Origin of the sequence: Rhodococcus sp. 05-2255-3B1 (genome assembly GCF_002258545.1) — a bacterium.
Lineage (GTDB): Bacteria > Actinomycetota > Actinomycetes > Mycobacteriales > Mycobacteriaceae > Rhodococcoides.
Map to the genome: position 1 here is coordinate 414,264 of NZ_NOZC01000007.1, position 22,481 is coordinate 436,744.

At 64.2% G+C, this 22,481-nt stretch carries 29 protein-coding genes; 12 read left to right on the forward strand and 17 right to left on the reverse strand.

The genetic code is table 11. The annotated features are described in order from the left end of the window. Window positions 1-91: 91 nt before the first annotated feature. From CH249_RS06225 to CH249_RS06235, 3 genes are all read left to right on the forward strand, one after another. Window positions 92-1,216 carry a hypothetical protein gene (locus CH249_RS06225; protein ID WP_094682386.1) on the forward strand — a complete coding sequence of 375 codons (1,125 nt, stop codon included), beginning with the start codon at window positions 92-94 and terminating at the stop codon, window positions 1,214-1,216. A 118-nt stretch (window positions 1,217-1,334) separates the two neighbouring features. Then, a complete protein-coding gene (locus CH249_RS06230) occupies window positions 1,335-1,604 on the forward strand; it encodes a GNAT family N-acetyltransferase (protein ID WP_094682385.1) in 270 nt (89 codons plus the stop codon). 67 nt (window positions 1,605-1,671) lie between these two features. After that, on the forward strand, window positions 1,672-2,502 hold the full coding sequence (locus CH249_RS06235) for a MerR family transcriptional regulator (protein ID WP_094682384.1): 831 nt from the start codon (window positions 1,672-1,674) through the stop codon (window positions 2,500-2,502). Here the strand turns inward: CH249_RS06235 and CH249_RS06240 are convergent. Together CH249_RS06240 and CH249_RS06245 are read right to left on the reverse strand one after the other, a co-directional pair. After that, entirely contained in the window at window positions 2,490-2,672 is a 183-nt protein-coding gene (locus CH249_RS06240; protein ID WP_032397091.1) for a hypothetical protein, read from the reverse strand. The genes CH249_RS06235 and CH249_RS06240 overlap by 13 nt on opposite strands. A gap of 39 nt (window positions 2,673-2,711) precedes the next feature. Continuing rightward, window positions 2,712-3,344 carry a DedA family protein gene (locus tag CH249_RS06245; protein WP_032397092.1) on the reverse strand — a complete coding sequence of 211 codons (633 nt, stop codon included), beginning with the start codon at window positions 3,342-3,344 and terminating at the stop codon, window positions 2,712-2,714. A gap of 135 nt (window positions 3,345-3,479) precedes the next feature. Here CH249_RS06245 and CH249_RS06250 point away from each other — a divergent pair, with 135 nt between their 5' ends. The 3 genes from CH249_RS06250 to CH249_RS06260 are packed head-to-tail and all read left to right on the forward strand — an operon-like array spanning window position 3,480 to window position 6,171. Further along, entirely contained in the window at window positions 3,480-4,754 is a 1,275-nt protein-coding gene (locus CH249_RS06250) for a histidine kinase (RefSeq protein ID WP_094682383.1), read from the forward strand. Then, window positions 4,745-5,401, forward strand: coding sequence for a response regulator transcription factor (locus CH249_RS06255; protein ID WP_094646326.1), 657 nt, complete (start codon window positions 4,745-4,747; stop codon window positions 5,399-5,401). Before CH249_RS06250 ends, CH249_RS06255 begins: the two co-directional genes overlap by 10 nt. Beyond that, window positions 5,398-6,171, forward strand: coding sequence for a DUF4097 family beta strand repeat-containing protein (locus tag CH249_RS06260; protein ID WP_094682382.1), 774 nt, complete (start codon window positions 5,398-5,400; stop codon window positions 6,169-6,171). Before CH249_RS06255 ends, CH249_RS06260 begins: the two co-directional genes overlap by 4 nt. A gap of 20 nt (window positions 6,172-6,191) precedes the next feature. On the opposite strand, the gene CH249_RS06265 is transcribed toward CH249_RS06260, so the two are convergent. Together CH249_RS06265 and CH249_RS28690 are read right to left on the reverse strand one after the other, a co-directional pair. Further along, complete coding sequence (locus tag CH249_RS06265; RefSeq protein ID WP_094682381.1) at window positions 6,192-7,412, reverse strand: FAD-binding domain-containing protein; 1,221 nt, start codon at window positions 7,410-7,412, stop codon at window positions 6,192-6,194. Window positions 7,413-7,456: 44 nt separating this feature from the next. Beyond that, a complete protein-coding gene (locus CH249_RS28690; RefSeq protein ID WP_373453505.1) occupies window positions 7,457-7,816 on the reverse strand; it encodes an FmdB family zinc ribbon protein in 360 nt (119 codons plus the stop codon). 68 nt (window positions 7,817-7,884) lie between these two features. On the opposite strand from CH249_RS28690, the gene fmdA reads away from it, so the two are divergent. Further along, a complete protein-coding gene (gene fmdA / locus CH249_RS06275; RefSeq protein WP_032397096.1) occupies window positions 7,885-9,141 on the forward strand; it encodes a formamidase in 1,257 nt (418 codons plus the stop codon). Window positions 9,142-9,244: 103 nt separating this feature from the next. On the opposite strand, the gene CH249_RS27820 is transcribed toward fmdA, so the two are convergent. The 3 genes from CH249_RS27820 to CH249_RS06290 form a co-directional block, all read right to left on the reverse strand. Then, the gene (locus CH249_RS27820; RefSeq protein ID WP_179273142.1) at window positions 9,245-9,406 is read right to left on the reverse strand and encodes a hypothetical protein; all 162 of its coding nucleotides are present in this window, start codon (window positions 9,404-9,406) and stop codon (window positions 9,245-9,247) included. A gap of 213 nt (window positions 9,407-9,619) precedes the next feature. After that, window positions 9,620-10,246 carry a hypothetical protein gene (locus CH249_RS06285; RefSeq protein ID WP_094682379.1) on the reverse strand — a complete coding sequence of 209 codons (627 nt, stop codon included), beginning with the start codon at window positions 10,244-10,246 and terminating at the stop codon, window positions 9,620-9,622. Continuing rightward, window positions 10,243-10,827: a hypothetical protein gene (locus CH249_RS06290; protein ID WP_094682378.1), complete on the reverse strand. Its 585-nt coding sequence runs from the start codon at window positions 10,825-10,827 to the stop codon at window positions 10,243-10,245. Before CH249_RS06290 ends, CH249_RS06285 begins: the two co-directional genes overlap by 4 nt. Window positions 10,828-10,974: 147 nt before the next feature. Between CH249_RS06290 and CH249_RS06295 the strand changes: the two genes are divergently transcribed. Then, a complete protein-coding gene (locus tag CH249_RS06295) occupies window positions 10,975-12,879 on the forward strand; it encodes an HNH endonuclease signature motif containing protein (protein WP_094698901.1) in 1,905 nt (634 codons plus the stop codon). Between the two features lie 159 nt (window positions 12,880-13,038). After that, complete coding sequence (locus tag CH249_RS06300) at window positions 13,039-13,395, forward strand: hypothetical protein (protein ID WP_094682376.1); 357 nt, start codon at window positions 13,039-13,041, stop codon at window positions 13,393-13,395. A gap of 4 nt (window positions 13,396-13,399) precedes the next feature. Here the strand turns inward: CH249_RS06300 and CH249_RS06305 are convergent, their stop codons facing one another. From CH249_RS06305 to CH249_RS06315, 3 genes are all read right to left on the reverse strand, one after another. Continuing rightward, window positions 13,400-13,597, reverse strand: coding sequence for a PLD nuclease N-terminal domain-containing protein (locus CH249_RS06305; RefSeq protein ID WP_094682375.1), 198 nt, complete (start codon window positions 13,595-13,597; stop codon window positions 13,400-13,402). Window positions 13,598-13,660: 63 nt separating this feature from the next. Beyond that, window positions 13,661-14,611: an SDR family NAD(P)-dependent oxidoreductase gene (locus tag CH249_RS06310; protein ID WP_094682374.1), complete on the reverse strand. Its 951-nt coding sequence runs from the start codon at window positions 14,609-14,611 to the stop codon at window positions 13,661-13,663. Next, a complete protein-coding gene (locus tag CH249_RS06315; RefSeq protein WP_179273154.1) occupies window positions 14,608-14,952 on the reverse strand; it encodes a nuclear transport factor 2 family protein in 345 nt (114 codons plus the stop codon). The genes CH249_RS06310 and CH249_RS06315 overlap by 4 nt, the downstream gene beginning before the upstream one ends. A 163-nt stretch (window positions 14,953-15,115) precedes the next feature. On the opposite strand from CH249_RS06315, the gene CH249_RS06320 reads away from it, so the two are divergent. Then, complete coding sequence (locus tag CH249_RS06320) at window positions 15,116-15,940, forward strand: MerR family transcriptional regulator (protein ID WP_094682373.1); 825 nt, start codon at window positions 15,116-15,118, stop codon at window positions 15,938-15,940. Between the two features lie 53 nt (window positions 15,941-15,993). On the opposite strand, the gene CH249_RS06325 is transcribed toward CH249_RS06320, so the two are convergent. Both CH249_RS06325 and CH249_RS06330 read right to left on the reverse strand, forming a co-directional pair. Beyond that, window positions 15,994-16,377 carry a GNAT family N-acetyltransferase gene (locus CH249_RS06325; RefSeq protein ID WP_176459084.1) on the reverse strand — a complete coding sequence of 128 codons (384 nt, stop codon included), beginning with the start codon at window positions 16,375-16,377 and terminating at the stop codon, window positions 15,994-15,996. A gap of 55 nt (window positions 16,378-16,432) precedes the next feature. Next, window positions 16,433-17,407: an aldo/keto reductase gene (locus CH249_RS06330; protein ID WP_094629277.1), complete on the reverse strand. Its 975-nt coding sequence runs from the start codon at window positions 17,405-17,407 to the stop codon at window positions 16,433-16,435. A 64-nt stretch (window positions 17,408-17,471) separates the two neighbouring features. Between CH249_RS06330 and CH249_RS06335 the strand changes: the two genes are divergently transcribed. Continuing rightward, window positions 17,472-18,383: an aminotransferase class IV gene (locus tag CH249_RS06335; protein ID WP_179273155.1), complete on the forward strand. Its 912-nt coding sequence runs from the start codon at window positions 17,472-17,474 to the stop codon at window positions 18,381-18,383. 3 nt (window positions 18,384-18,386) lie between these two features. On the opposite strand, the gene CH249_RS06340 is transcribed toward CH249_RS06335, so the two are convergent. The 3 genes from CH249_RS06340 to CH249_RS06350 all read right to left on the reverse strand — a co-directional run bounded on the left by CH249_RS06340 (window position 18,387) and on the right by CH249_RS06350 (window position 20,574). Further along, the gene (locus CH249_RS06340) at window positions 18,387-19,535 is read right to left on the reverse strand and encodes a serine hydrolase (protein WP_094629278.1); all 1,149 of its coding nucleotides are present in this window, start codon (window positions 19,533-19,535) and stop codon (window positions 18,387-18,389) included. Between the two features lie 64 nt (window positions 19,536-19,599). Continuing rightward, window positions 19,600-19,968 (reverse strand): glyoxalase superfamily protein, encoded by a 369-nt coding sequence (locus CH249_RS06345; RefSeq protein WP_032397103.1) that lies wholly within the window; start codon window positions 19,966-19,968, stop codon window positions 19,600-19,602. Between the two features lie 45 nt (window positions 19,969-20,013). Beyond that, on the reverse strand, window positions 20,014-20,574 hold the full coding sequence (locus CH249_RS06350; RefSeq protein WP_032397375.1) for a TetR/AcrR family transcriptional regulator: 561 nt from the start codon (window positions 20,572-20,574) through the stop codon (window positions 20,014-20,016). 103 nt (window positions 20,575-20,677) lie between these two features. Between CH249_RS06350 and CH249_RS06355 the strand changes: the two genes are divergently transcribed. Then, a complete protein-coding gene (locus CH249_RS06355) occupies window positions 20,678-21,517 on the forward strand; it encodes an alpha/beta fold hydrolase (RefSeq protein ID WP_094682515.1) in 840 nt (279 codons plus the stop codon). A 50-nt stretch (window positions 21,518-21,567) separates the two neighbouring features. Here CH249_RS06355 and rraA read toward each other — a convergent pair whose 3' ends face one another. Further along, window positions 21,568-22,047 (reverse strand): ribonuclease E activity regulator RraA, encoded by a 480-nt coding sequence (gene rraA / locus CH249_RS06360; protein WP_032397105.1) that lies wholly within the window; start codon window positions 22,045-22,047, stop codon window positions 21,568-21,570. Between the two features lie 24 nt (window positions 22,048-22,071). Next, window positions 22,072-22,455 carry a DUF5313 family protein gene (locus tag CH249_RS06365; RefSeq protein ID WP_032397106.1) on the reverse strand — a complete coding sequence of 128 codons (384 nt, stop codon included), beginning with the start codon at window positions 22,453-22,455 and terminating at the stop codon, window positions 22,072-22,074. Window positions 22,456-22,481 lie beyond the last annotated feature (26 nt).

Below are 22,481 nucleotides of genomic sequence, written 5' to 3' on the forward strand. Positions count from 1 at the left end.
CTCTCGCTTCTCAACGTCTGTTGCGCTACTGTCCTCGGCGGGGTGAGTCCGATCTGCACCGATTGCGGATCCAGATGTTCCGGGGGAACACGTGTCGAAGAAGTGGTTGCGCGGCGTCGTGGTGTGTGCAGTGGCGGTCGCATTGTGTCCGATCGCCACGGTCTCGGCGGATCCTGCGCCGAGCCCGGCACCAGCGACCATCATGGGGTCCATCGACGACGGGCCGGGTAGCTTCAGCGTCTTCCGTACCGTCGACAGTGGTCAGCGCCCCACCGCCGAGGACAACGCTGCGTGCAACGACTACTTCGGCTCCCCGCGTTCGCTGACCGTGGTGGAACGGCTCGACGCACGGATGTACACCTTCACCAACGACCCGTCGACGGGCTTCCTGCAGAACCCGACGGCCCAGAACGTCGGACCGATCTACGTGTGCGACGGGCCCCTGCTCGACGGTCAGGCCTTCCTGGATCAGTGGGGTGCTCTGACGGCTCCCGGCCTCGGCAGGCTCTCCATGTACGGCCCGTGCGGACTCGAGTTCCTGATCGGTTCGCCCGGACGCGCGGCCGTTGATTGTGTGATGCGAGTCGACCCCAACGATTCCGGGGTCGTCGACGGCGTCGCGACCAGCAACTCCATCGTCAACCCGCTTCGCCTGCCGGACGGTCGCACCGGCTCGCTGTGGACCCTCTACACACTCGGTGACGGCACTGCCCCCGTGCCGGAACCCGTTGCAGGAACACCGCAACCGACCGGGTCGGTGAAGTACAGCGTCGGACGCGAGGTGAACTCGGTTTCGACCGGAAGCACTCCCGCATGTCCGGGTGGCGTGCGCACCACCGAGATCCACGCCGTGTCCGTGGACGCTGCCACTGGCGCGGCATCGACCGAGCCGTCCGCGGACGTGGCCGCCACCGCATCGATCTGCTATCAGAACCCGTCGACTCCGGATTTCGGCGCATCGCTGAGCATCACCAGCTACGGCGTCACGCCTGCGCTCACGGCCACGTCCACCGGGCAGTGCCGTCGTACCGATCTGCCCATCGAACCGGGCACCGTACAGCAGTCCTGTGGCTTCACCCTGCCGCCGCAGCCGGCTCTCGGCCTGACCGGTGGCCAGGTGACGCTCAACGGTCTGGTTCCGACGAACGATGCTGCAGGCTCGGCCAATTCGGCGATCTGGACTACCTCCTTCCTCGGTTCCATCAGCCCAGGATGAACGGCCGCCGGATCGGCGGTGGTAGTTCTGTCGCTGGTGGCAACGACGCCACCACCGACCATGCGTCGGGTCTGACGCCGGTGTTACCGTCTGCCCGTGGACCTCGTCGTTCCCTCCGGTGATCTCGTCGCTCAGACACGACAGCAATGAGTTCGCCGCCCGACTCGGGCACATCGGCTACGGGGTTCGCCCGTCCGAACGAGGTCGGGGAGTTGCATCGTGGGCGGTACGCGAGGTGCTGACGCTCGCGGCGGGCATGGGCATGACCCGGGTGACGGCAGTCTGCGAGGTGAGCAACGCGGCCTCGATAGCGACTCTGGAGCGTGCCGGAGGCGAGAAAGTCGACTGCATCGGGTCGGTGGTTCGTTTCCGGATTCCCGTGCTGTGAAGGTCGAGTGCACCCAACTTTCTGCGCTTGACCCTCACACTGTGTGAGACGAGAACCTCGGAGGGTCATGTTCAGCATTGGAGAGTTCGCATCGATCGGCCGGGTGTCGGTTCGTATGCTTCGGCATTACGACGAGATCGGGTTGTTGACGCCGGCGCGGGTTGATCCGTTCACGGGCTATCGCTCGTACGACGGTTCGCAGTTCGAGGTTCTGGGACGCATTCTGATGTTCAAGGACCTCGGGTTCAGGCTCGACGAGGTGACACAGATCGTGCACGGCCAGGTCGATGACGATCGGCTACGCGAGATGCTCACGGCCAAGCGCGATGATGTCGCTCGTCGGCTCGATCTCGACGCCGCTCGCCTGCGTCGCATCGAAGCGCGACTTTCCCACACCGAAGGGATTTCGATGATCACCGTGGATACCAAGTCGTTGCCGGCCACCCGTATTGCCGTTCTCACCGAGACTGCCGCTGGCTTCGGCCCCCAGAACATCGGACCGATCATCGGTCCGATGTACGCCCGGCTCGCCCGGACACTCGCCGGGCACGGCGTGACGTTCGGACCGTCGTCCATCGCCATGTACGAGGCCGTCGACGACGGAGACGGCAGCGGCGTCACCGTGCATGCCGCATTCGAGGTGGGACCCCAGGTCGTGGGCGGTGAGGGCTACGAGGTGCGCGAGCTACCGCCCGTCGAGCTCGCGGTGACCACCGTCCACCACGGTTCGATGGCCACGATCGGCGAAACCTGGGAGCAGTTCATCGCGTGGATCGAGGCGAACGGCTACGAACTCTCCGGCATCTGCCGCGAGTTCTACCTGGTGTCCGAGCCGCAGCCGCAGGAGAATTGGGTGACCGAACTGCAGCAGCCGGTGGTTCGACGTCAGGACGCCTGAGCGAACTCCACGAGGGCGGTGCACTGGCAACCGCCGGTGACTTCCTCGCATTCGAGCACCAGGAAGTGACGAACGTACTCGAGATCCACGCAGTCCGGCTCCGTGCACTCCGCACCGCCGACCGCGTGGATCACGAGTGTGCCGTTGCAGGTATCGAAGCGTGCGGACATGCGAATCCCTTTCTGTCGTATCTCTCTACCTCCTTGATATCACCGGGCTCCGACAAGTTCGGGAGAAGACGAGCGTGTTCGACGCCTGAGCTGGGTAGCAGCCATGATGGTCAGAGCCGGAATCCAGGCGTATCCGAGCGCGGTCCTGATGACCGTCCTGTCACCCAGCCACGCTCCGACCGACACCAGTACACCTGCCCACACGACTGCGGCCAGCAGGCTGAGCGCCGTGTACTCGCGGTGCCGCAGTGAGGACGTCGCGACCAGCCGGGGCGTGATGGTGCGGATACCCCCGATGAGGTGTCCGACGATGGCGACAGCGCGTGGCCTCGATCGCGCCTGTGTGGTCAGCCCGAGGACGACCCTCATCACCGCGGCAGGCAGCGCCGACTCCGCTCGTCCGAGACCCAAAACGGTGCCGGTGCGGCGACTGTGCCAGAACGCCCACTGCGCGCCCATGCTCGACGCCACCGCCGCGGTGACGACGGCAGGCAGCCACGGCACCACACCGATCGACGTCAGCACCCCGAGCGTGATCGGCACGCTGTTTCCCGGTGTGAAAAGACCGAGCAACGACGCGGACTCGAATGCCAGCAGTGCGAAGACGACGGCAAAGACGACCCACACGGGCACGGACGACAACCGGTCCACATCGAGGATGTTCAGGTTCATACCTGTCGAATCTCGTCGTCCGGACCGCGTAAAACACCACGATCGACCCACGGACCGACGGTAGGGCTGGCCCTACCTCGGGCCGTGGGTTCGCAGTGCCGACAAGCCGACGACACCCGACTTAGGCTGATCCGCATGAACGAGGCACTACCGATTCCCCTGAATCCGCTCAGGGCATGGATCTCGCCGAACTGGTGGCTGGCGGTGGCGTCGCTGCTGGCATCGACGGTCGCCGGGCTCGGCGGCTGGATGATCCTGGGACTGCTGGTACTGGCGGTGTGCGCATTGCCGTTTGCGCTCAGTGGTGTGCTCGTCTTTGCGCTGACGATAGTGGCGCTCCGGTGGATGGACCGTGCAGCGCGTGCCGGAATCGGTTTCACCGGTGGAATTTCCATCGAGGGCCCAGAACCGACCGTGTACCCGACCAGTTGGCGCAGGTTCATCTGGTGCCTCCGCGATATCGGATTGTGGAAGTCGTTCTGCTACTGGCTCCTTCGGATTCCGGTCTCGGCCGTTCTGCTGTTCTTGCTGCCGGCGCTGTTCGTGGTCCTGCCGGTTCTGGCGGCGGCACCGGTCGCCTGGATCGTGACGAACCCGGTCGGCAATCAGCTCGAAATCGGAGATCGGGTGGGCTATCCGTTCGTCGCGCTGGTCGGCTTCGCCTCGCTGGTGACCTTCGTCGCGGGGGTTCCACTACTGCTCACGGCTCTGGCACGGCTCGACTGGTGGAGTGCCGCAGTCCTTCTCGGCCGATCCGAATCCAGTAGGCGAGTGGACGAATTGACGGTCAGTCGTGCTCGCGTCGTCGACGCTGCCGATGCCGAACGCCGCCGCATCGAACGCGATCTGCACGACGGGGCCCAGCAGCGTTTGGTATCGGTGGCAATGTCACTGGGGCAGGCGAAGTCGCGCGCCTCGGCGACGGACGATGCGGTACTGAAAGGCCTGCTCGACGATGCCCACCGGGAGGCCAAGAACGCGATCGGCGAGATCCGTACCCTCACGCGCGGTCTGCATCCGCCGATTCTGACCGACCGCGGTCTCGACGCCGCTCTGTCGTCCGTCGCGGCGTTGTGTGCGGTACCGGTCACTGTTTGTATCGACCCAGCCCTCTCCGGTGATCGACGCCCGGACGCGACGGTCGAGTCGACGGTCTACTTCGTCGTCTCCGAGGCCCTGACCAACGTGAGCAAGCACGCGAAGGCCGCCCACGTCCGAGTCGATGTCTCGAAAGTCGAGTCCGCCGTGCGAGTGACGGTGGTCGACGACGGTTGTGGGGGAGCGCATCCGGCACCGGGGGGCGGTCTGGCCGGGCTCGAGGACAGGCTCAGCGGAATCGACGGAACCATGTCCATCACGTCGCCGTCCGGCGGCCCGACGCGGCTCGAGGTGAGCATCCCGTGCGAGTGATCATCGCCGACGATTCGGTTCTGTTGCGAGAGGGTGTGGCTCGCCTGCTGATCGATACCGGAGCAGACGTGATCGGGAAGGTGTCCGATGCGTCGGAACTGCTCGCGGCCATGTCCGCTGCCGATCCGCTTCCCGACGTGTGCGTGATCGACGTACGCATGCCGCCGACCTTCCTGGACGAAGGTCTGCGCGCAGCGCTGGTCATTCGCCAACGGTGGCCCGCTGTAGGAGTTCTCGTGCTCTCTCAGTACGTGGAGGAACGGTACGCAGCCGAACTCATCCGGCAGAGCACGGACGGCGTCGGATACCTTCTGAAAGACCGGGTGGCCGACGTGGACGAGTTCGCCGATGCCGTGCGGGCCGTTGCGACCGGTGGAACCGTCATCGATCCCGAGGTGGTGCAGCAGATCCTGGCGCGGGCCCCACGGTCGGATCCACTCGATTCGCTGACCCCGCGGGAGCGGGACGTGTTGACCGCCATGGCCGAAGGCAAGTCGAACGCCGGAATCGCCGCTGCATTGGTGGTCGGTCAAGCTGCCGTGGAGAAGCACATCGGAAACATCTTCGCCAAGCTCGGGCTACTCGGAGACAGTGCCGATCACCGCCGCGTCATGGCCGTCCTACGATATCTGGGAGCGATCCAGTGAAGAAGTCATTGTGGCGCAACGTCGTTGCGGTGTCGGTCGCCATAGCTGTCGTGGGCGTGGCGGGTGCGGCGACGACGGCCACGATTGCCTACGGATTCACCATGCCCAAGATGCAGTCGTTCGACTACGCCACCGACGCAGCGATCACCGGAAAGAATCTCTCGCTCACGACCGGTTTCGCCCACGTGTCGGTGTCCATGAGTCCCGACTCGGAGGTGCACGTGCGGGCCGACGGTTCCTATCGAGGCGACACTCCGACCGTCGACATCAGTGACGACGGGTCGAACATCGCTGTGGAATGCTCCTACCGGAAGCGCAGCAGTTGCGACATAGGTCTCGAACTACGGATACCGTCGGGCCTGACACTCGATATCGATGGCACCACAGCCGATGTCGAGCTCGTCGACGTCGACGCGCAGACATCGGTGTCCACCTCGGCAGGTTCGGTGATCTCTCGGGGATCTGCCGGAACCCTGAACATAACAACACGATTCGGTGACGTGGACATCACCGATGCGGCCGTGTCGGCACTGGAGGTGGACACGACGTTCGGTCGGGTCACCGTTGATTCGAGGCAGCCGCCGGATTCGTTACGTGTGCAGAACATGCAGGGCGACAGCATGATCGAACTCCCGCCGGCCGAGTTGTACGACGTCGAGGCGACTTCGGAGAAGGGAGATGTCGAGATCGACGTCGTCGACGATCCGAGTTCTCCGAGGTCGGTATCCGTCAGCAGTGAAGAGGGCCGGATTTCGGTGCTGCGGAGATAGCTCCGGTCGAGGACCGCCGTTCAATGACTGCGTCGCCACGCGCTGAACGACCGTACCGAGGATGTGGTCGGTCGGAACAGCCACGGCCACGGATGCAACTCGACCGGGGGTATGGCGTCGGCGATGCGGGAGAAGCCGGGAACGGGTGCCCAGGTGGTAGCCAAGGAGCGTCCGGAGAGCTCGTCGGACACTCTGCCGCGACGTACCTCCAACGGGCGGGTCGACGCGATCTCACCGAGCGTCTCGGCGAGAAAGACCAGCCTCTTGCCGGAGAGCCTGAGTTTCCGCAGGAGTGGCTCGTCGAAGACGAACACCGCGGGTCGATCGGTGTCGGCGGCCAGTGCCGGGTCTGCGGTGCCGAGTGACTCTGCCGTTATCCACACCTGTTCTGCGCCAGTGCCTTCCATGTGGGCGGGGCCGGCGGGGATCGGTGCCTTGTTCAGATCGGGACCGTCGACCGCCGGGCCTAGCTCGTCGTCGGGCCAATTCTCGATGGGGCACGCATCTTTCAATGCGCAGTTGCGGCACAGGGACGGTGCTCGCTTGTTCACCTGCCACCGGCTGAATCCGTAGACCTTGCCGCTTCCGGTACCGACGGTCCACTGCCAGCCGAGGCGGTTGGCTGCGCGGGAGCCGTCGAGTAGATGGGCGAACATCTCGTCTTCGCCGTCGCGCCACGTCGCCCCGGCACGGACTACCCACTGGGAGGCGAGCCACATGCGGGTTTGGTTGACCAGCCAGCCGTCCTGGTGCAATTCACCCACCACCGAGGACATGCAGTTCATCTCCTCGGGCCACGGCTGCGCGGTCCAGCCCTGGGGTCGCGGCTGCTCACGGCGTAGCGAACGACCGAGATCGGATCCGGTGCGCGCGTAGAGATGACGCGCGTATTCCTGCCACATCAGTTCGTCGCGATAGCGGGAACGGTCGCGTGGGGGAGCGTCGGCGACCGCGTCCCATACCTCCCGCAGCGTCAGGAGCCCGTGTCGGGTGTAGGGCGACATGCGGCTCGCACCTCGGCGATTCACCGGTAGAACGGTGCTGCGATCGCGCGCATATCCGGTGATGTCGAGTCCGGCCAGCGCGGTATCGGCAGCGGACTGCCCGCCGCGAATGCCGCCGGCCGTGATGGCATCCGGACCCTCGCGAGTCAGATCCCCCAGATGCTCGGCGACCCAGTCGACGACGTCCTCGGTGGTGGAGCCGTCGGCAATCGACGGGGGAGCTGGAAGCGTGGGCATGGCGTCGGACTTCCCTGTCGGCGCGAAAGGGAAACGCGGAGTCGTCAGGGGCGCGGCAGGCGGCGATGCAGTGGATTGGACGTGGTCCTTGTTGCGGATCTGCCGGCCGGAGGTAGAGACGAGACCACGGCAGGTGTGTCCGCAGTGGCGCGCGAGGCGTCGTGTGCCTTCATCGCAGCGCTGTTCCCACGTCCGAGAGCAGGCGAGGAGATCTGTCGTGGGGCCGCGTCGCCGCACTCCGGGCACGTCACCTCGGATGGCGCGTCCGCCATGGAGAATCTCTGCTCGACGGGGGCGCATCGTCGCGCGCAGCGGAAGCTGTAGGTGGGCACGCATTCGAGAGTAGCGCGATGTGGCGCATCAGCAACGTTCCGGCACAACGTCATACAAGGTTTACATGCCATATCCGACCGGATGGACCGCGACGGTGCAATGATCGGGGCAGGAGAATCCGCGCAACCGGAGGTGCCTCGTGCCCGAACTGCTGTTTCCGCTCGACTCGACGAAGAGTTTCACCGAGCAGGAGGTCGTCGGCCACAACCGATGGCATCCCGATATCCCGGCGGCGGTCACAGTCAAACCCGGTACGTCCTTTCGGGCCCACTGTCGCGAATGGTTCGACGGGGCCATCCACAACGACGATTCCGCCGAGGACATCCTGAATGCGCCGCTCAACAACGTGCACACACTGTCAGGGCCCTTCCACATCGAGGGTGCCGAGCCCGGTGACCTGCTGATCGTCGACATCCTGGACGTGGGTCCGATACCGCAGGAGGATTCGGGTCCGCTGGCCGGCCAGGGTTGGGGCTACACGGGGATCTTCGCCAAGCAGAACGGAGGCGGATTTCTCACCGATCGATTCCCCGATGCGTACAAGGCGATCTGGGACTTTTCCGGTCAGACCACCACATCTCGCCACGTGCCGCACGTGAAGTACACCGGCATCACCCATCCCGGGCTGATGGGGACCGCGCCGTCGGCTGCCCTGCTGGCGAAGTGGAACGCCCGTGAAGGTGCGTTGATCGCGACAGATCCGAATCGGGTTCCGCCACTGGCCCTTGCACCCGAGCTCGACGGTGCAATCCTCGGTTCCTTGAGCGGCGACGAATTCACCCGTGTCGCAGGTGAAGCCGCACGTACAGCGCCGCCCCGGGAGAACGGTGGAAATCAGGACATCAAGAACCTCACCAAAGGAACCCGCGTCTTCTATCCGGTGTTCGTGCCGGGCGCGAAGTTGTCCTTCGGTGATCTGCACTTCTCGCAGGGTGACGGGGAGATCACGTTCTGCGGTGCCATCGAGATGGGTGGCTTCATGGACCTGCACGTCGACCTGATCAAGGGCGGTATGGAAACCTACGGGGTGAGCGAGAACGCGATCTTCATGCCCGGAAACACCGCGCCGCAGTACTCGGAATGGATTGCCTTCTCGGGTATTTCGGTGACCGTGGACGGCGAGCAGAAATATCTGGACTCCGACCTGTCCTACCAGAACGCATGTATGCACGCGATCGACTACCTCACCAAGTTCGGCTACAGCCCCGAGCAGGCGTACCTGCTACTGGGATCGGCTCCGATCGAAGGACGCCTGTCCGGGGTGGTGGACATTCCGAACTCCTGTGCCACCGTGTACATCCCCACGGCGATCTTCGATTTCCCGATAGCGCCCTCTGCGAGCGGACCGTTCCAAATCGACCCGGGTATGGGTGCGCCGAGGGCGCAGTTCTCCTGAGGCGCATGGGCGAATGCCGCAACTGTGGATGCTCGAGGACATGGAACCCTGGCCTGACGAACCAGCCGTAGGTGCGGTGTTCTCACCCACGACGTACTGGGCTTCACCAGAGCAGATGGAACTTCCCCCGCAGGTGTGCGCCGAGGTGCCGGCTCGGGTCGAGGCCGTGCATATCGATGGCAGAACGGAGAGGATCGCCCACCTCGGTGACGGCTTTACCGCCATGATGGGTGACGAAGACCCGATAGGTGATGTGTTGTTGCACGGCTGCTTGGTGTGGGACAGATACCTGTGGTTGGACCACAAGACGAGACCGCGGGGCAACCTTCGAGTGGTCGATCGCGCCGGCTTTCTCGCGCAACGTGAGGCATGGATCGCGACTCGTCACCCAGGCGTGTTCAGTGTGGCACCGTACGGCGCGTTGGAGTACTACCAACGGGGTTCGTTACCTAAGGGATTCGGAGTTCGATGGGACGCATCAGTCGTCGAGACTGTTGCGTTCGATGGGTGAGGTTTCTCGGTCGTCGTGCTGGTCCGCGGTGATGATCTGGTCGACGCGGACCGATCGGGACTCGACGTCGGTGAGTTCGAGGAGGTCCGCAACGGTATCCGTGCTGCCTCCGAGATATGCGCACGGGAAGTCGAAGTGCTGAGCCACGCACCATGCGTGGTCCGCGGGCCACCAGAGATTCGGCGACAACCCACCAAGGGTGTCCGCTGCGCGTGAGACGGGACCTCGAACCAGGAAGTAGTTGTAACCGGCGATATTCGCGGTCGGTGCCGTTTCGCGAATGTCGTCGAGTCCGGTGTTGCCTTCCCAGACCGCGAACCAGCATTCGTTCGGTGTGTTCGTGGTTCGGGCGAGTACCTCGATGATGGAAACCAGCTGAACATGCGAGGCTGCAACGGTTTTCGCCGGCGACAAGGGGTTCGGCCTCCCGTTACGAGCGGGATAGTCGATGAGCGCATAGGCGTCGAACACAGTGGGGACCAGCGAGCCCACCGTGGTTTCGGCGACGACTTTCAGACTGTCATCTACCCAGCCTGCTTCCGAGACATCCTGTTGCAGATCAGCGTTCGACCATTCTGTGCCGGCAGTATTCACTGGCTGTACCAAGGTTGTGGTCTGGCAGGATCGTCGATGACAGTGTCGACTCGAGGGTCCGCGAGAACGTCCTCGATCGCCGCTGAGCTGGCACCGATGGTGGCGAAGTGAGGGTCGACGTCGTTTGCAATGCACCAGGAGCGGTCGCCGGGCCAGACGAACGAGGGAATCGGCAATCCTTCGGGACCCGGGGGATCGAGTGCCTGCTCCCACTGCTGTAAGTCCAGGGCAGGTCCCCTGAACAGAAACGCTTCCCGTTCCGGGAGGGCAATTCGCGCGGCACCATGAACCTCGAGTCCGCCCCAGCCTTCCCATACGCAGAAGTAGCAGTCCTCCGGTTTGGTCGTGTGCTTCGACAGCGTAGCGACGACTGTCGCCAATTGTTCGGTCTCCGAACGCTCGTCGTACGGAGCGTCTGCTTCGCCCTCACGCTGACCGGGGTACGTCGGATCGGGAATGAACCGTAGCCGCGCATAGCTCGGGTACCCCAGCGGACCTCGGACCGCGAGGTCCCACCAATCGCGCTCTGCGTGAACGAGCCAGTCGGCGGCCGAAGGATCGCTGGACGCCCGCACGGTCATTGTGTGTCCTTACTCGTTCCGGTCGATACAGAGCCTCAGCCCGCGAACCGCTCCAATGCATATGTCACCACGCTACCGATCTGCGGTACGGCCATACGGAGAACGTCTGTTCGAAATTTTGTCGGTGGGTCGCGATAGATTCTGTGCATGCTTTCGGGGGACGGCGGATCAGGGGTGGACGGCATCGAGACGGTGCCGCCCGCCCCTGAGGTGTCCGATCCCGACTTGTCTGTGTTGGTCGACCGAGTGGAATCCGCGATCGCGGAGTTGGCCGGGCAGGCGTCGGTGTCGTGGACGAACGCGGACCGGCGCGCGGTGATCCAACGGATGGAGATGCTGACCAGATCGCTGACCGCGTACTCGTACACCTGGCTCAACGAGCTGATCTCTCAGCACGGGCTCGATGTGTATCCGGGATCGGTGCCGTCGTCGGTGGCGTGGATGCTGCGGATCACCCCACGAGCAGCAGGTGCTCGGGTCCGTCTGGCTGCCGAGTTGGGTGACCGCACCGCCTTCTCCGGTGAAGTCCTGCCGCCGTTGCTGCCGCACACCGCGGGAGCGTTGCGGGCGGGGTTACTCGATGCCAAGCATGTGCAGATGATCCGCGAATTCTTCCGCCATCTGCCCCGGGATGTCGATCCGCAGACGCGCGAGCTCGCCGACGAGCAACTGGCGGGCTACGCCTCGACCAGGCGACCCGACGATTTCGCACCGTTGGTGGCGCACCTGGATTCGATCCTCAATCCCGACGGCGACCACGACGAAGACGAGGACGAAGACGAAGACGGGAAGCCACCGAAACCACCGAAACGCAGGGATGCGTTCTTCTACCTCGGTGAGCAGGGTGCCGACGGAATGTCCGAAGGAAAATTCTGCGTCGACCCCGAACTACGGGCCTACCTCGAAGCCCTGTTCTCCAAAGCCGCGAAACCGGGCGTCAACAACCCCGCAGACCCGACGTCCGTCGTCCATGAAGAGACCGACGAGACCGACAGCACTTCCGGCGGCAAGGACAGCACGACCCCTGGTGCCGAGAGTGACGGTGCGCGTCCCGATCCTGCAGCCACCGAACCGGATTCGCCTCCATCGGGTGGTGTCCGCGATACCGACACCCCACCGCACCCACAGCCGGACGATGGTCCGACGAGCGATGCGGGACTGTGGGGCGACGGTCCATGCGACGGTGACGGCCGGTGCGGCGACGGCATCGACTGCGGTTGCGGTTGCGGCACAGGACACGACGACACAGCCGAACCCGACGACATTGCCGACTCCGAATCCGAAACCGATACCGACGGCGACGGCGACGCCGACGATGCAGGCCCGAACACGGCAGCGCAGGACAAGACTGCAACGCGCGACGCTGCCGCCGCGCGGGATATCCGCACCCAACGCGAACGCCAACACGACGCCCTCAAACTCGCGCTCCGTCAGACACTCGCCTCCGGCACCCTCGGCACCCACCGAGGCCTACCCGTCACCGCCATCGTCACCATGACCCTCAAAGACCTCGAAGCCGGCTGCGGCTACGCCATGACCGCCACCGGATCACGGGTGTCGATCCGCGACGCGATCCGCATGGCCTCGCACGCCCACCACTACCTGACGATCTTCGACGACCACGGCCGAGCCCTCTACCTCGGCCGCTCCAAACGCATCGCCTCCGCCGACCAACGCATCGTGCTCATCGCCCGCGACCGCGGCTGCAGCTTCCCCTCCTGCACCCGCCCGGCGACCTGGTGCCAAGCCCACCACGTCACCGACTGGAACACCGGCGGCTACACCGACATCGACTCCCTCACCTTCGGCTGCGACATGCACCACGCACTCGTCGGCACCGGCCCCGGCAAGTGGGCCACCACCAAAACCGGAGCAGGACACCGGTACCCGGGCCGCACCCTGTGGCACCCACCCGCCGGAATGGATCCCAAACGCCGAGGCCTGATCAATCACGCCCACCACCCAGAAGAAGTCCTCTACCCACCCGACGACCACAACCACAGCAACAACCACAACGACACCGGCGACGAAGAACCACGACAACCCGCCTGACGGTCCGAACCAGTCTCGGGCACAGTCCTGCCTGAAGCCAGCGCAACGCGCGGCCTTGTCGAGCGTGCGCGCACGTCCGGACGGGCGGCGTGCTGTAAGCCGAGAGATCGACCCAGCTCCAGGCAGGAATCGTCGAAAGCAGTTGCGTACGGTGGGTTCATGATGGTTCTCGCGAGCAGGACGGCAGTACTGTCGCCGCCGGTCCGCTTCGTGTGGAAGGCGCTCATGCGCCCAGATGTGCATCCGAAGAACCAGGGGTTCGCCTGGCCGGTGATGTTCGAGGGTGCCGCTCTGCCTCGAATCGTCGAGAGCAGCGAGTTCGACCGCGTTGTGTGGAGTTCGCCGTGGCCGAGCCTCCCCGGCGTCCTCGTTCAGTTCGACCTGACTCCAGAAACCCGGTTGCGCTGGACGCTGTTGGCCCACCCGCCCGTGCCCGATCCGCAGACCGTGGAGTGGCTACGCGACCAGGTGAGTCATCTGGTGAACATCGACCTGCGCAACGCGACTGGATATTGAACTGTCATCTGTTGCCGCCGCTCGGTCCGTAGGGATAGCGCTTGCCGACTACGAACCACAGGACCGGCCCGATGATCGGAAGGACCACCACTACGAATGCCCACGCCAGCTTCGGCCGATAGCCCATGGTGCGGTCACGGGCGATCGACAGTAACGCCATCAAGGACAGCAGGACTGTGACGGCACCACCGGCAGAAGCCATACCCGAGACGGTAGCTCAGCCACCACTCGGAACAGTCTCGATCCGTCTCGTCGCGAAGGTGAGCTACGCCGGGTCGGTCCAGTCGACGCCCACCCTCGAATCCGTCGCCATCCGAGCAACATTCAGGCCCGGATGCGCCGGATGCTCGGTGTCGTACGTTGCTTCGGCGGTCCCGCTATGCGGGAAATCCGCACTACGAGCGAGTGTCTCGTTCGATCGTATGTCGCTCAGGTTCTGTTCCAACGCGTCGATGACGGCGTCGTACCCGCTGTTGCCCAGGATCAGTCGGCGTGGCGGCGGGTCCTGGGTCATCGCTGCGATCACCGCATGGGCACCGCGATGCGGATCTCCCGGTTGCACCCCGTTCATGTCGACGAAGGCGGCCCGCACCTGTTGCACCATGTCGTGGTACTCCGGAATCACCTCCAAGACCGGCTCTTCGGCGAATCCGGCGTACGCGTTCGTGCGGAACGCCCCTGGTTCGACCGCCAACACGGAGATGCCGTGCTCGGCGACCTCCTGGCGCAGCGCATCGGTGACGGCCTCGATCGCGTATTTCGTGGCGCTGTAGTAGCCGAATCCGACTGCCGCCACGAGTCCGGCCACCGAGGACACGTTGACGATCCACCCGCTTCCGTGGGCGCGCATACCTGGTAGCACTGCGCGGGTCACGGACAGTACGGCGAAGAAATTCAGCTCGAACATCGCCCGTATCGAGGTCTCGCTCATTCCCTCGATCGATCCGTACCAGCCGCGGCCGGCGTTGTTGACCAGCACGTCGATACCGCCGAAGTGCTCTTCGGCTGTTCGTACTGCTCGTGCAACCTGTTCCGCGTCGGTGACATCCATGGGCACGACGAGAACGCGGTCACCGTACTGCTCGGCCCACGACGTCAGTTCCTCCGGGCGCCGGGCGGTGAGTACCACGCGGTCTCCTGCCTCCAGCGCCACCTCGGCGTAGGCCATGCCGAAGCCGCCCGGTGTGCCACCGGTGATGAACCATCGCTTGCTCATGGCTCGATCACCAAGCGGTCGATCAGCGCGCCGTCCAGCGTGAAGCGGTAGTGCAGGTCGACGACTCCCCCGGGGAAGTTGCCTTCCAGGTGCTGCACGACGTCGACTGTCGGGCCGGTCGTGGTCGCCCCGGTGAACTCTGTTGTGTAGGTGTATTCGCTCTCGCTGACCGAGGCGGTCAGCCATGTCTCGATCTCGTCACGGCCGGAGTGGTCGTGGCCCTCATCGGTCACCACGGCGTCCGCGGTGAACACGGTGAGCGCTCGCGCGCCCTGTCGGGCGTCGAGTGCGGTCATGAACGTCTTCACGTTGTCCGGGAGTCCATCCCATTCTGTTGTCATGACCCCACGGTGATGCTTCCCCCAAGGGGAATGTCAACACTGGGTCTGTACCGGTATCCGTAACCGACACTCGGTCCCGGCTTCCTGTTGACCTTGCCCTAGGGGGAAACTTCACGATGGGCCCAACCGACAATGCGAACGGTGCTACGGACAGGAGGACGCCATGGGCGCACAGGTCTCGATCGGCGACTTCGCAGTGATGACCAGCCTCAGCAGAAAAGCGCTACGCCACTACCACGAGATCGGGATCCTCGAACCGACTCTCGTCGACGCACACACCGGTTACCGCTTCTACGACACCAGCCAGGTCGATCACGCACACATCATTCGCCGATTCCGATCGCTCGGCATGTCCATCCCGGACATCAAGGCGCTGCTGAGTGCAGACGACGCCGCGGCCCGCACCGAGATCCTCACGAGTCATCTCGAACGGATGGAGATGCAGCTACAGCACACTCGCGATACCGTCGGCGCGCTGCGCGAACTACTCTCGCCCGTGCACGCACCCGCCGAGATCGAACTGCGCCTCGAGCCGGCCCTCGCCGTGTGGTCCATCGGCACCACCATCGAGGTCGCCGAGATCGACAGCTGGTTCGCGGTGACGGTCGGGAAACTGCGAGATGCAGTCGCGGCGACAGGCGACGACTCCGAGGTCGTGCCGGGCGGCCTGTACGACCGGGCACTCTTCCTCGAATCCCGGGGCGAAGCAACGCTGTTCGTCGCAGCTCCAGGATCGGCGGACCCTCCGGACGGTATCCGGGCCCAGGTCCTACCCGAGACCCAGTTCGCGGTCCTCACACACTCCGGCGGTCACGAGGGCATCGACCGCAGCTACGCGGCCCTGGGGACGTACGTGAACGAACGACTGGTGAGCGGCCGAGGACCGATCCGCGAACACTACATCGGCGCAACGCCATCGGAGCCGTATGCGTTCACCGCAACCGAAATCTGCTGGCCCATCTTCGGTACCGCTCAAACGTCGGAATGATCCTCGCCGAGTCGGGTGGGGACAGGCCCTGGACCGAAAGCCGTTGACTCTGATCAGCGGACGAGTTCGTAGCGGGCGAGCCACAGCCCGGGCAGTACCTGAGTGTCCTCGGTGTGCACGAAGCCGAAGGCCTCGTACAACGTGCGTGCCGGTGGATTGTCTCGCCCGGTGGCCACACGCACGCGTTGTGCGACAATCGATTCCAGCATTGTGCCGACCAATGCCCTACCGATGCCTCGCCGATGGGCGTATGGAGCAACGACCAGGCGGTCGATCTCAGCCTCGGACCACGCTGCAGCCCCGAGGATGTCGTGCTGGTCCTGCGCGACGAGCCAGTGGACCTGCGCAGCGCACAGATCGTCCACCGACTCGTGCAGCAGCGGGATTCGCTCGTCGCCGATCAGTCGCGCCTCGACTGCATACGAACTCTTCTGCACCGCGAGAATCCGTTCGGCGAGCCCCCGATCGGCGGCAGGGTCGACGCGGACGATCTCAATAGCGACTACCGGCGGGTGCAGGCAGAGCGTCCAGTGCCGCAAGGTGATCCGGGCTCAAGGTCAGCGTCGCCGCTCCTGCGTTCTCGTCGAGACGCGACGTGCGTCGAGTACCGGGAATCGGCACCACGTGCTCGCCCTGCGCAAGAACCCAGGCCAAGGCCACCTGTGCAGGCGTCGCACCGAGGTCGTCGGCGACACCCGCGATGGCGTCGACGATCACGAGGTTCGCATCGAGGTTGTCCTGGCTGAAGCGTGGCAATCGCGATCGGAAATCGTCTGCGGCAGGGGTGGTTCCGCGGAAGTTGCCGGTGAGGAATCCGCGGCCCAACGGTGAGAACGGGACGAACGCCGCACCGTTGTCCTGCGTCCACTTCAGCGACGTGGCAAGGTGATCGCGTGTCCACAGCGACAACTCCGACTGCACCGCCGAAATCGGATGCACCTGCTGGGCTCGATCCAGCTGCTCGACGCTGAATTCCGAGACCCCCAGTGCACGCACCTTTCCTGCCTGCACGGCCTCGGCCATCGCGCCGATGCTGTCCTCCACGTTCACTTCTGGGTCCGGACGGTGGAGGTAGTACAGATCGATATGGTCGACGCCCAAGCGGCGCAGCGAATCGTCGATGGCCTGCCGAAGGTGATCGGGCTTGCCGTTGGGGCCCGAAATGACGGGTTCACCGGCGTCGCCGACGTGGGAGACGAGACCGCCCTTGGTCGCGAGGATCACCTCGTCACGCCGGTTCCCGATGGCTTTTCCGACAACTTCCTCGTTGGTGAACGGCCCGTACACATCGGCCGTGTCGATGAAGTTCACACCCAGATCGAGGGCATGACCGATCACTCGATCGGGGCTCTGCGTCTGATCGTCGGCCTTGTATGCCCAGGTCATCCCCATGCATCCGAGGCCTATGGCACCGACTTCGGGGCCGTCGTTCCACAGGGTTCGGGTCGGTACGGTGCGTGCGCTCATGCACTCGACGATAGAGAAGAAAAACCGTTGTCGCCCGCATTCGATGGGCGGCTAGCATCGCCACATGGCTCTTCCACACTCGAAGGTGTATTTCGGCGACCGTCTGGTCGACGCGCAGGACGCGACTCTCGGAGTCGCCACCTCGGCCGTTCTGTACGGGCTCAGTGTCTACACCGTCTTCCCGGTGCAGGTGGACGGTGATCGGCGTACCGCGTTTCGGTTGCTCGACCATTACCAGCGGCTGGTCGAGTCCTGCAAGATCATCGGCATCGACACCTTCGCGTCGCAGTGGACCTTCGAGAGGTTCGTCCAGGCGACGCGCGACGTGGTCGCCGCCAACGCTCCGACGACCGAGGTCTACGTTCGGGCCACCGTCCACGTGGACGAGTCGATCCCGGGAACTCGGGTCCGTGGCCTGCACACCACCGTGTCCATCTTCCTGTACGACGCCACTCCCATCGTTCCGCAGAATGGGATGCGTCTGAAAACGAGTGTGTGGCGACGCATCCCGGACAACGCCATTCCCTCGCGCGCCAAGGTGAACGGAGCCTACGTCAATTCTGTTCTGGCCAAACAGGATGCGATCGACAGTGGCTTCGACGACTGCATCTTCCTCGACATCAACGGCCACGTCTGCGAGCTCAGTGCCGCGAACATCTTCCTCGTCCGCAATGGAACGCTCATCACCCCTGACGTCACCAGTGACATCCTCGACGGCATCAACCGTCGGACGCTCCTGACGCTCGCGCGTGAAGAGGGGCTGACGGTTCAGGAGCGCACCGTCGATCTCACCGAGCTGTACATCGCCGACGAGGTCTTCGTCTGCGGCACCTCGGCGGGAGTTGCCCCGGTAAACGAAATCGACGGTCGCGCAGTAGGAACGAAGGAGTCAGGCCCGGTGACGCTCACCCTGCGAAAGCGTCACCAGGCCGCGCTCACCAGCGACGAAGTGCACGGCTGGGTGAGTGTGCTGTGAGTGCTACGCCGGACAGGTGGAGGTGAGTCCGGCGATCAATGCTTCGGAGGCAGGCTGTTCGAGTGGATCGGCGGCCGGGTTGGGACCGGCCGTGGTCCAGGCCATCGATACCTGACGCTGACCGTCCGGGCTCGAGAACGCGTAGGTGCGGTAGCCGAAGCCGTTGCCGCGGTTGCCGAACACCAGCTCACCCGAACCCGGGTTGCACGTGTCTCCGCCCAGCAGCAGACCGAGTCCGTACGTCGACGGCGTCACGACCTGCATCTCGTCGATAAGGTTCTGCGGGATCAGTGTGCCGTCGAAGAGTGCTCTGAAGAAGGTGTTCATGTCGCCGACGGTCGAGACCACGGCGGCACCGGATGACCAGATGCCGGCGTCGTAATCGGTGACGTCGGTGTAGGTTCCGTTCTCGAGGACATAGCCGTGCAACGCGTTCTCGTCCAGAGCGGAATCGGTGGGGTACGTCGTGTCGGCCATCTCCAGCGGATCGAAGATCCTGTCCTGCAACGCTTGTCCGATGGACTTGCCGTCCAGTTCGGCGACGATCCGTCCGAGAAGAACATAGTTGGTGTTCGCGTAGCTGAACTCCTGGCCTGGCTCGCTCGTCCAGGGCATGGCCAGAGCCTGCGCGATCAACTCGTCGTCGGCGACGGCGTCGTTCGCACGGGCGGCAATCTGCTCCGCAGAGTCGAATCCGGTGAAGTAGTCCGGAACCCCACTGGTGTGATCGAGCAGTTGGCGGACGGTCACCGGCTTGGGTAGCACCCCGGGAAGCAACTCGTCCACCTGCTGATCGAGCTCGAGTTTCCCCTCGTCGACCAGTTGCAGCACGACGGCCGCAACCATCGCCTTGGTGACGCTGGCGATCCGGACCGGGTCGTCGGCCGACGCCGCCTCGGTGCCGTCGCGCTCGACGAGCCCTGCGGCTCCCGACCACGAACTCTCGCCGTCGCGTACCTGCGCGACCGCGGCGACGGAACCGGCGTCGACCAGTGCGTCCAATGCTGCCTGAACGTCGTCGGTCTCGATGGTTCCGCTCGAGGGTGCGGTGGTGCTCGGCTCGACGGTCGACGGCTGATCGGTCGACGAGCACCCGGCGACCAGCAGGGACGTCGACACTGTGAGGGCGGCGAGGATTCGTAGCTTGCTCATGTCGTCGACGCTAACGACGCCCCGCAGATGATTTCAGTGTCAAATGTCAGTGATTTTCGATGAGTCAGCGACTCACCTGGCAGAAGCGGAGGGTGTTCGAGAACGGGTCTATGACCGTCATGGTAGGACCGCCCGGCGCGTCGTGATCGATTCCCGGTCGGCTGCGTGGGTTGTTCTTCTGGAGCAGTTCGGCATTGAAGGACGCGACATCGGTGATCGGTATCCAGACGGAGGTTCCCGGAGTGCCGTCGCCGTAGTGTTGGGACAGATCCAGGGTGCAGTCCCCGCGCGAAAGACGAATGTACAGCGGCAGATCCGGCTCGAATCGATGTTCCCATTCGACCGAAAAGCCCAGATAGTCCAGATAGAACGCACGCGCTTCGACGTCGTCGAAGATGCGCAGAATCGGAACAGCGGGGCCGAATGCCGTCATGGCGTCGAGTGTGGCACATTCGGCGCCGCCTACACCAGGGCTGCGCTACTGCTTACCCGAATCCAGCAGCACCTCGGCCGCAGCCTTTGCTGCAGTGGCAGATTCGGTGAGTTCGGTGATGGCTGCGGTGGTTTGCGCACCTTCGGCGAGCAACGCGATCTGCAGTCCCACCGACGGAGCGCATCCGGCTTCGACGGCCAATCGAGTGACGTAGTCGATGAAGTTCTTCTTGTGCTGCTGTGCCGCGTCGGCGACCTCGGGCATGGTTGTACCCAGTTCACCGAACGAGTTGATGAAGGCGCACCCGCGGAAGTCGTCCTCCCGGAACCAGTGGTCCAGAAAGTCGAAGATCGACAGCAGTTTCCGACGAGGTGACTCGTAGGCCGCGGCCTCGGCGTTGATGCCGTCGTTCCACTGCCGAGTACGACCACGAAGAACCTCGGCGACGATGGCGGTTTTCGAGGGAAAGAGCGTGTACAGGCGCTTGAGGGAGATACCGGCCTTGGCACGCAACTCGTCCATCCCCACCGCCTGGATACCGCGCGCGTAGAACAGTGCGTCCGCGGCGTTCACCACCTGTGCGCGTCCGATTTCCGTACTGGTCATCGCATACCCCTTGCCGAGAGAACCAACGTTCTCTACTGTAGTCTACACGCGCAGAGAACGACCGTTCTCCCGCTCGATGATCAAGACACAGGAAGGCAGGATCATGGCGTACATCAACGTCGGAACCGAGAACTCCACCCCCGTCGAGGTCTACTACGAGGATCACGGCTCCGGTCAGCCGGTCGTCCTCATCCACGGCTACCCACTCGACGGTAACTCCTGGGAACGTCAGTCACGGGCGTTGCTCGACGCCGGCTACCGCGTCATCACCTACGACCGCCGCGGCTTCGGTCAATCCAGCAAGCCGACCGTCGGATACGACTACGACACCTTCGCCTCGGACCTGGACAAGGTTCTGACCGAACTGGATCTGCGCGACGTCATCCTGGTCGGATTCTCCATGGGCACAGGCGAACTCGCTCGGTACGCGGCGAAGTACGGCACGGATCGCGTCGCGAAGTTCGCATTTCTCGCCTCACTCGAGCCGTTCCTGCTGCAGACCGACGACAACCCAACCGGAGTTCCGCAGTCGGTGTTCGGCGGCATCGACAGTGCCGCGCGGGAAGATCGCTTCGCCTGGTTCGACAACTTCTACAAGGATTTCTACAACCTCGACGAGAACCTCGGGAGCCGTATCAGCGAGGCCACGGTACGTGCGAGCTGGAACACCGCGACCAACAGCGCGCCCGTGGCCGCCTACGCCGTCGTGCCCACGTGGCTCGAGGACTTCCGCGGCGATGTGGAGAAGGTACGCGCATCGGGCAAGCCCACGCTGATTCTGCACGGCACGGCCGACAACATCCTGCCGATCGATTCCACCGGCCGTCAGTTCCACAAGGTGTTCCCGGAGGCCACGTACGTCGAAGTCGACGGCGCACCGCACGGACTGCTGTGGACGCACTTCCAGGAAGTCAACGACGCGCTGCTCGCGTTCGTGAAGTAGAGGCAAACGCAGAAAGGGACGGCGAAATCGCCGTCCCTTTCTGCGTCGGACTAGACCGCGACGACGCCGTCGTGGTCGCTGTAGACGATCTCGCCCGGGGTGAAGGTGACGCCGCCGAAGCTGACCGGCACGTTCTTCTCACCCGAGCCGGTCTGTGTGCTCTTACGCGGATTCGTGCCCAGTGCCTTGACGCCGATGTCGAGCGTGCGCAGGATCGCCGAGTCTCGCACCGCGCCGTTGACGATGACTCCGGCCCAACCGTTGGTGACGCCCCGGCCCGCGATGATGTCGCCGACGAGTGCGGTGTGCACGCTGGCGTCGCCGTCGACCACCAGAACGCCACCGTTACCGGGTTCGCTCAGAGTCTGCTTCACCAGCAGGTTGTCCTGGAAGCAGCGGATGGTGGTGATGGGGCCCGCGAATTCGGTGTGCTTGCCGTACTGGATGAACTGGGTGTCGCAGCTGCGGATGTCGGGACCGATCTCGTCGGCCAGATCAGCTGTTGCCTTGAATTCCACAGGTGAAGTCATGCGGCACAGACTATCGCCCGGACATCAACCGCGGCCGTGACGGCGTTCGTAGTCGTTTCGAGTGCGGTCGGCGCGGCTCTGCGCCTTCGCGTTGATCAACTGCGGATCGAGGCCGTGGATCAACAAGCGATGCCGCCGGTAGACGTTCATCAATGCGATCGCGAAGTAGACGAGCGGAATGAACAGCAAGGCCATCATCGCCAGCGACATCCACAGCGGTCCCGGGATCAACAAGAACAACAACAGCAGCGGGATGACGGGCACCGTGAACCGCGCGATGTAGCGGACCTGCGCTCCGTTGCCCACCAAGTCCTTGCGTACCCACTCCTGCATGGACTCGGGCAGCGTGCGACCGAACGAATACCCCAGAAATTGCAGCGGGCTCGGCTTCGTACGTTCGGTGGTCATCGCGCAATGCTAGTCCGATCTTCGTT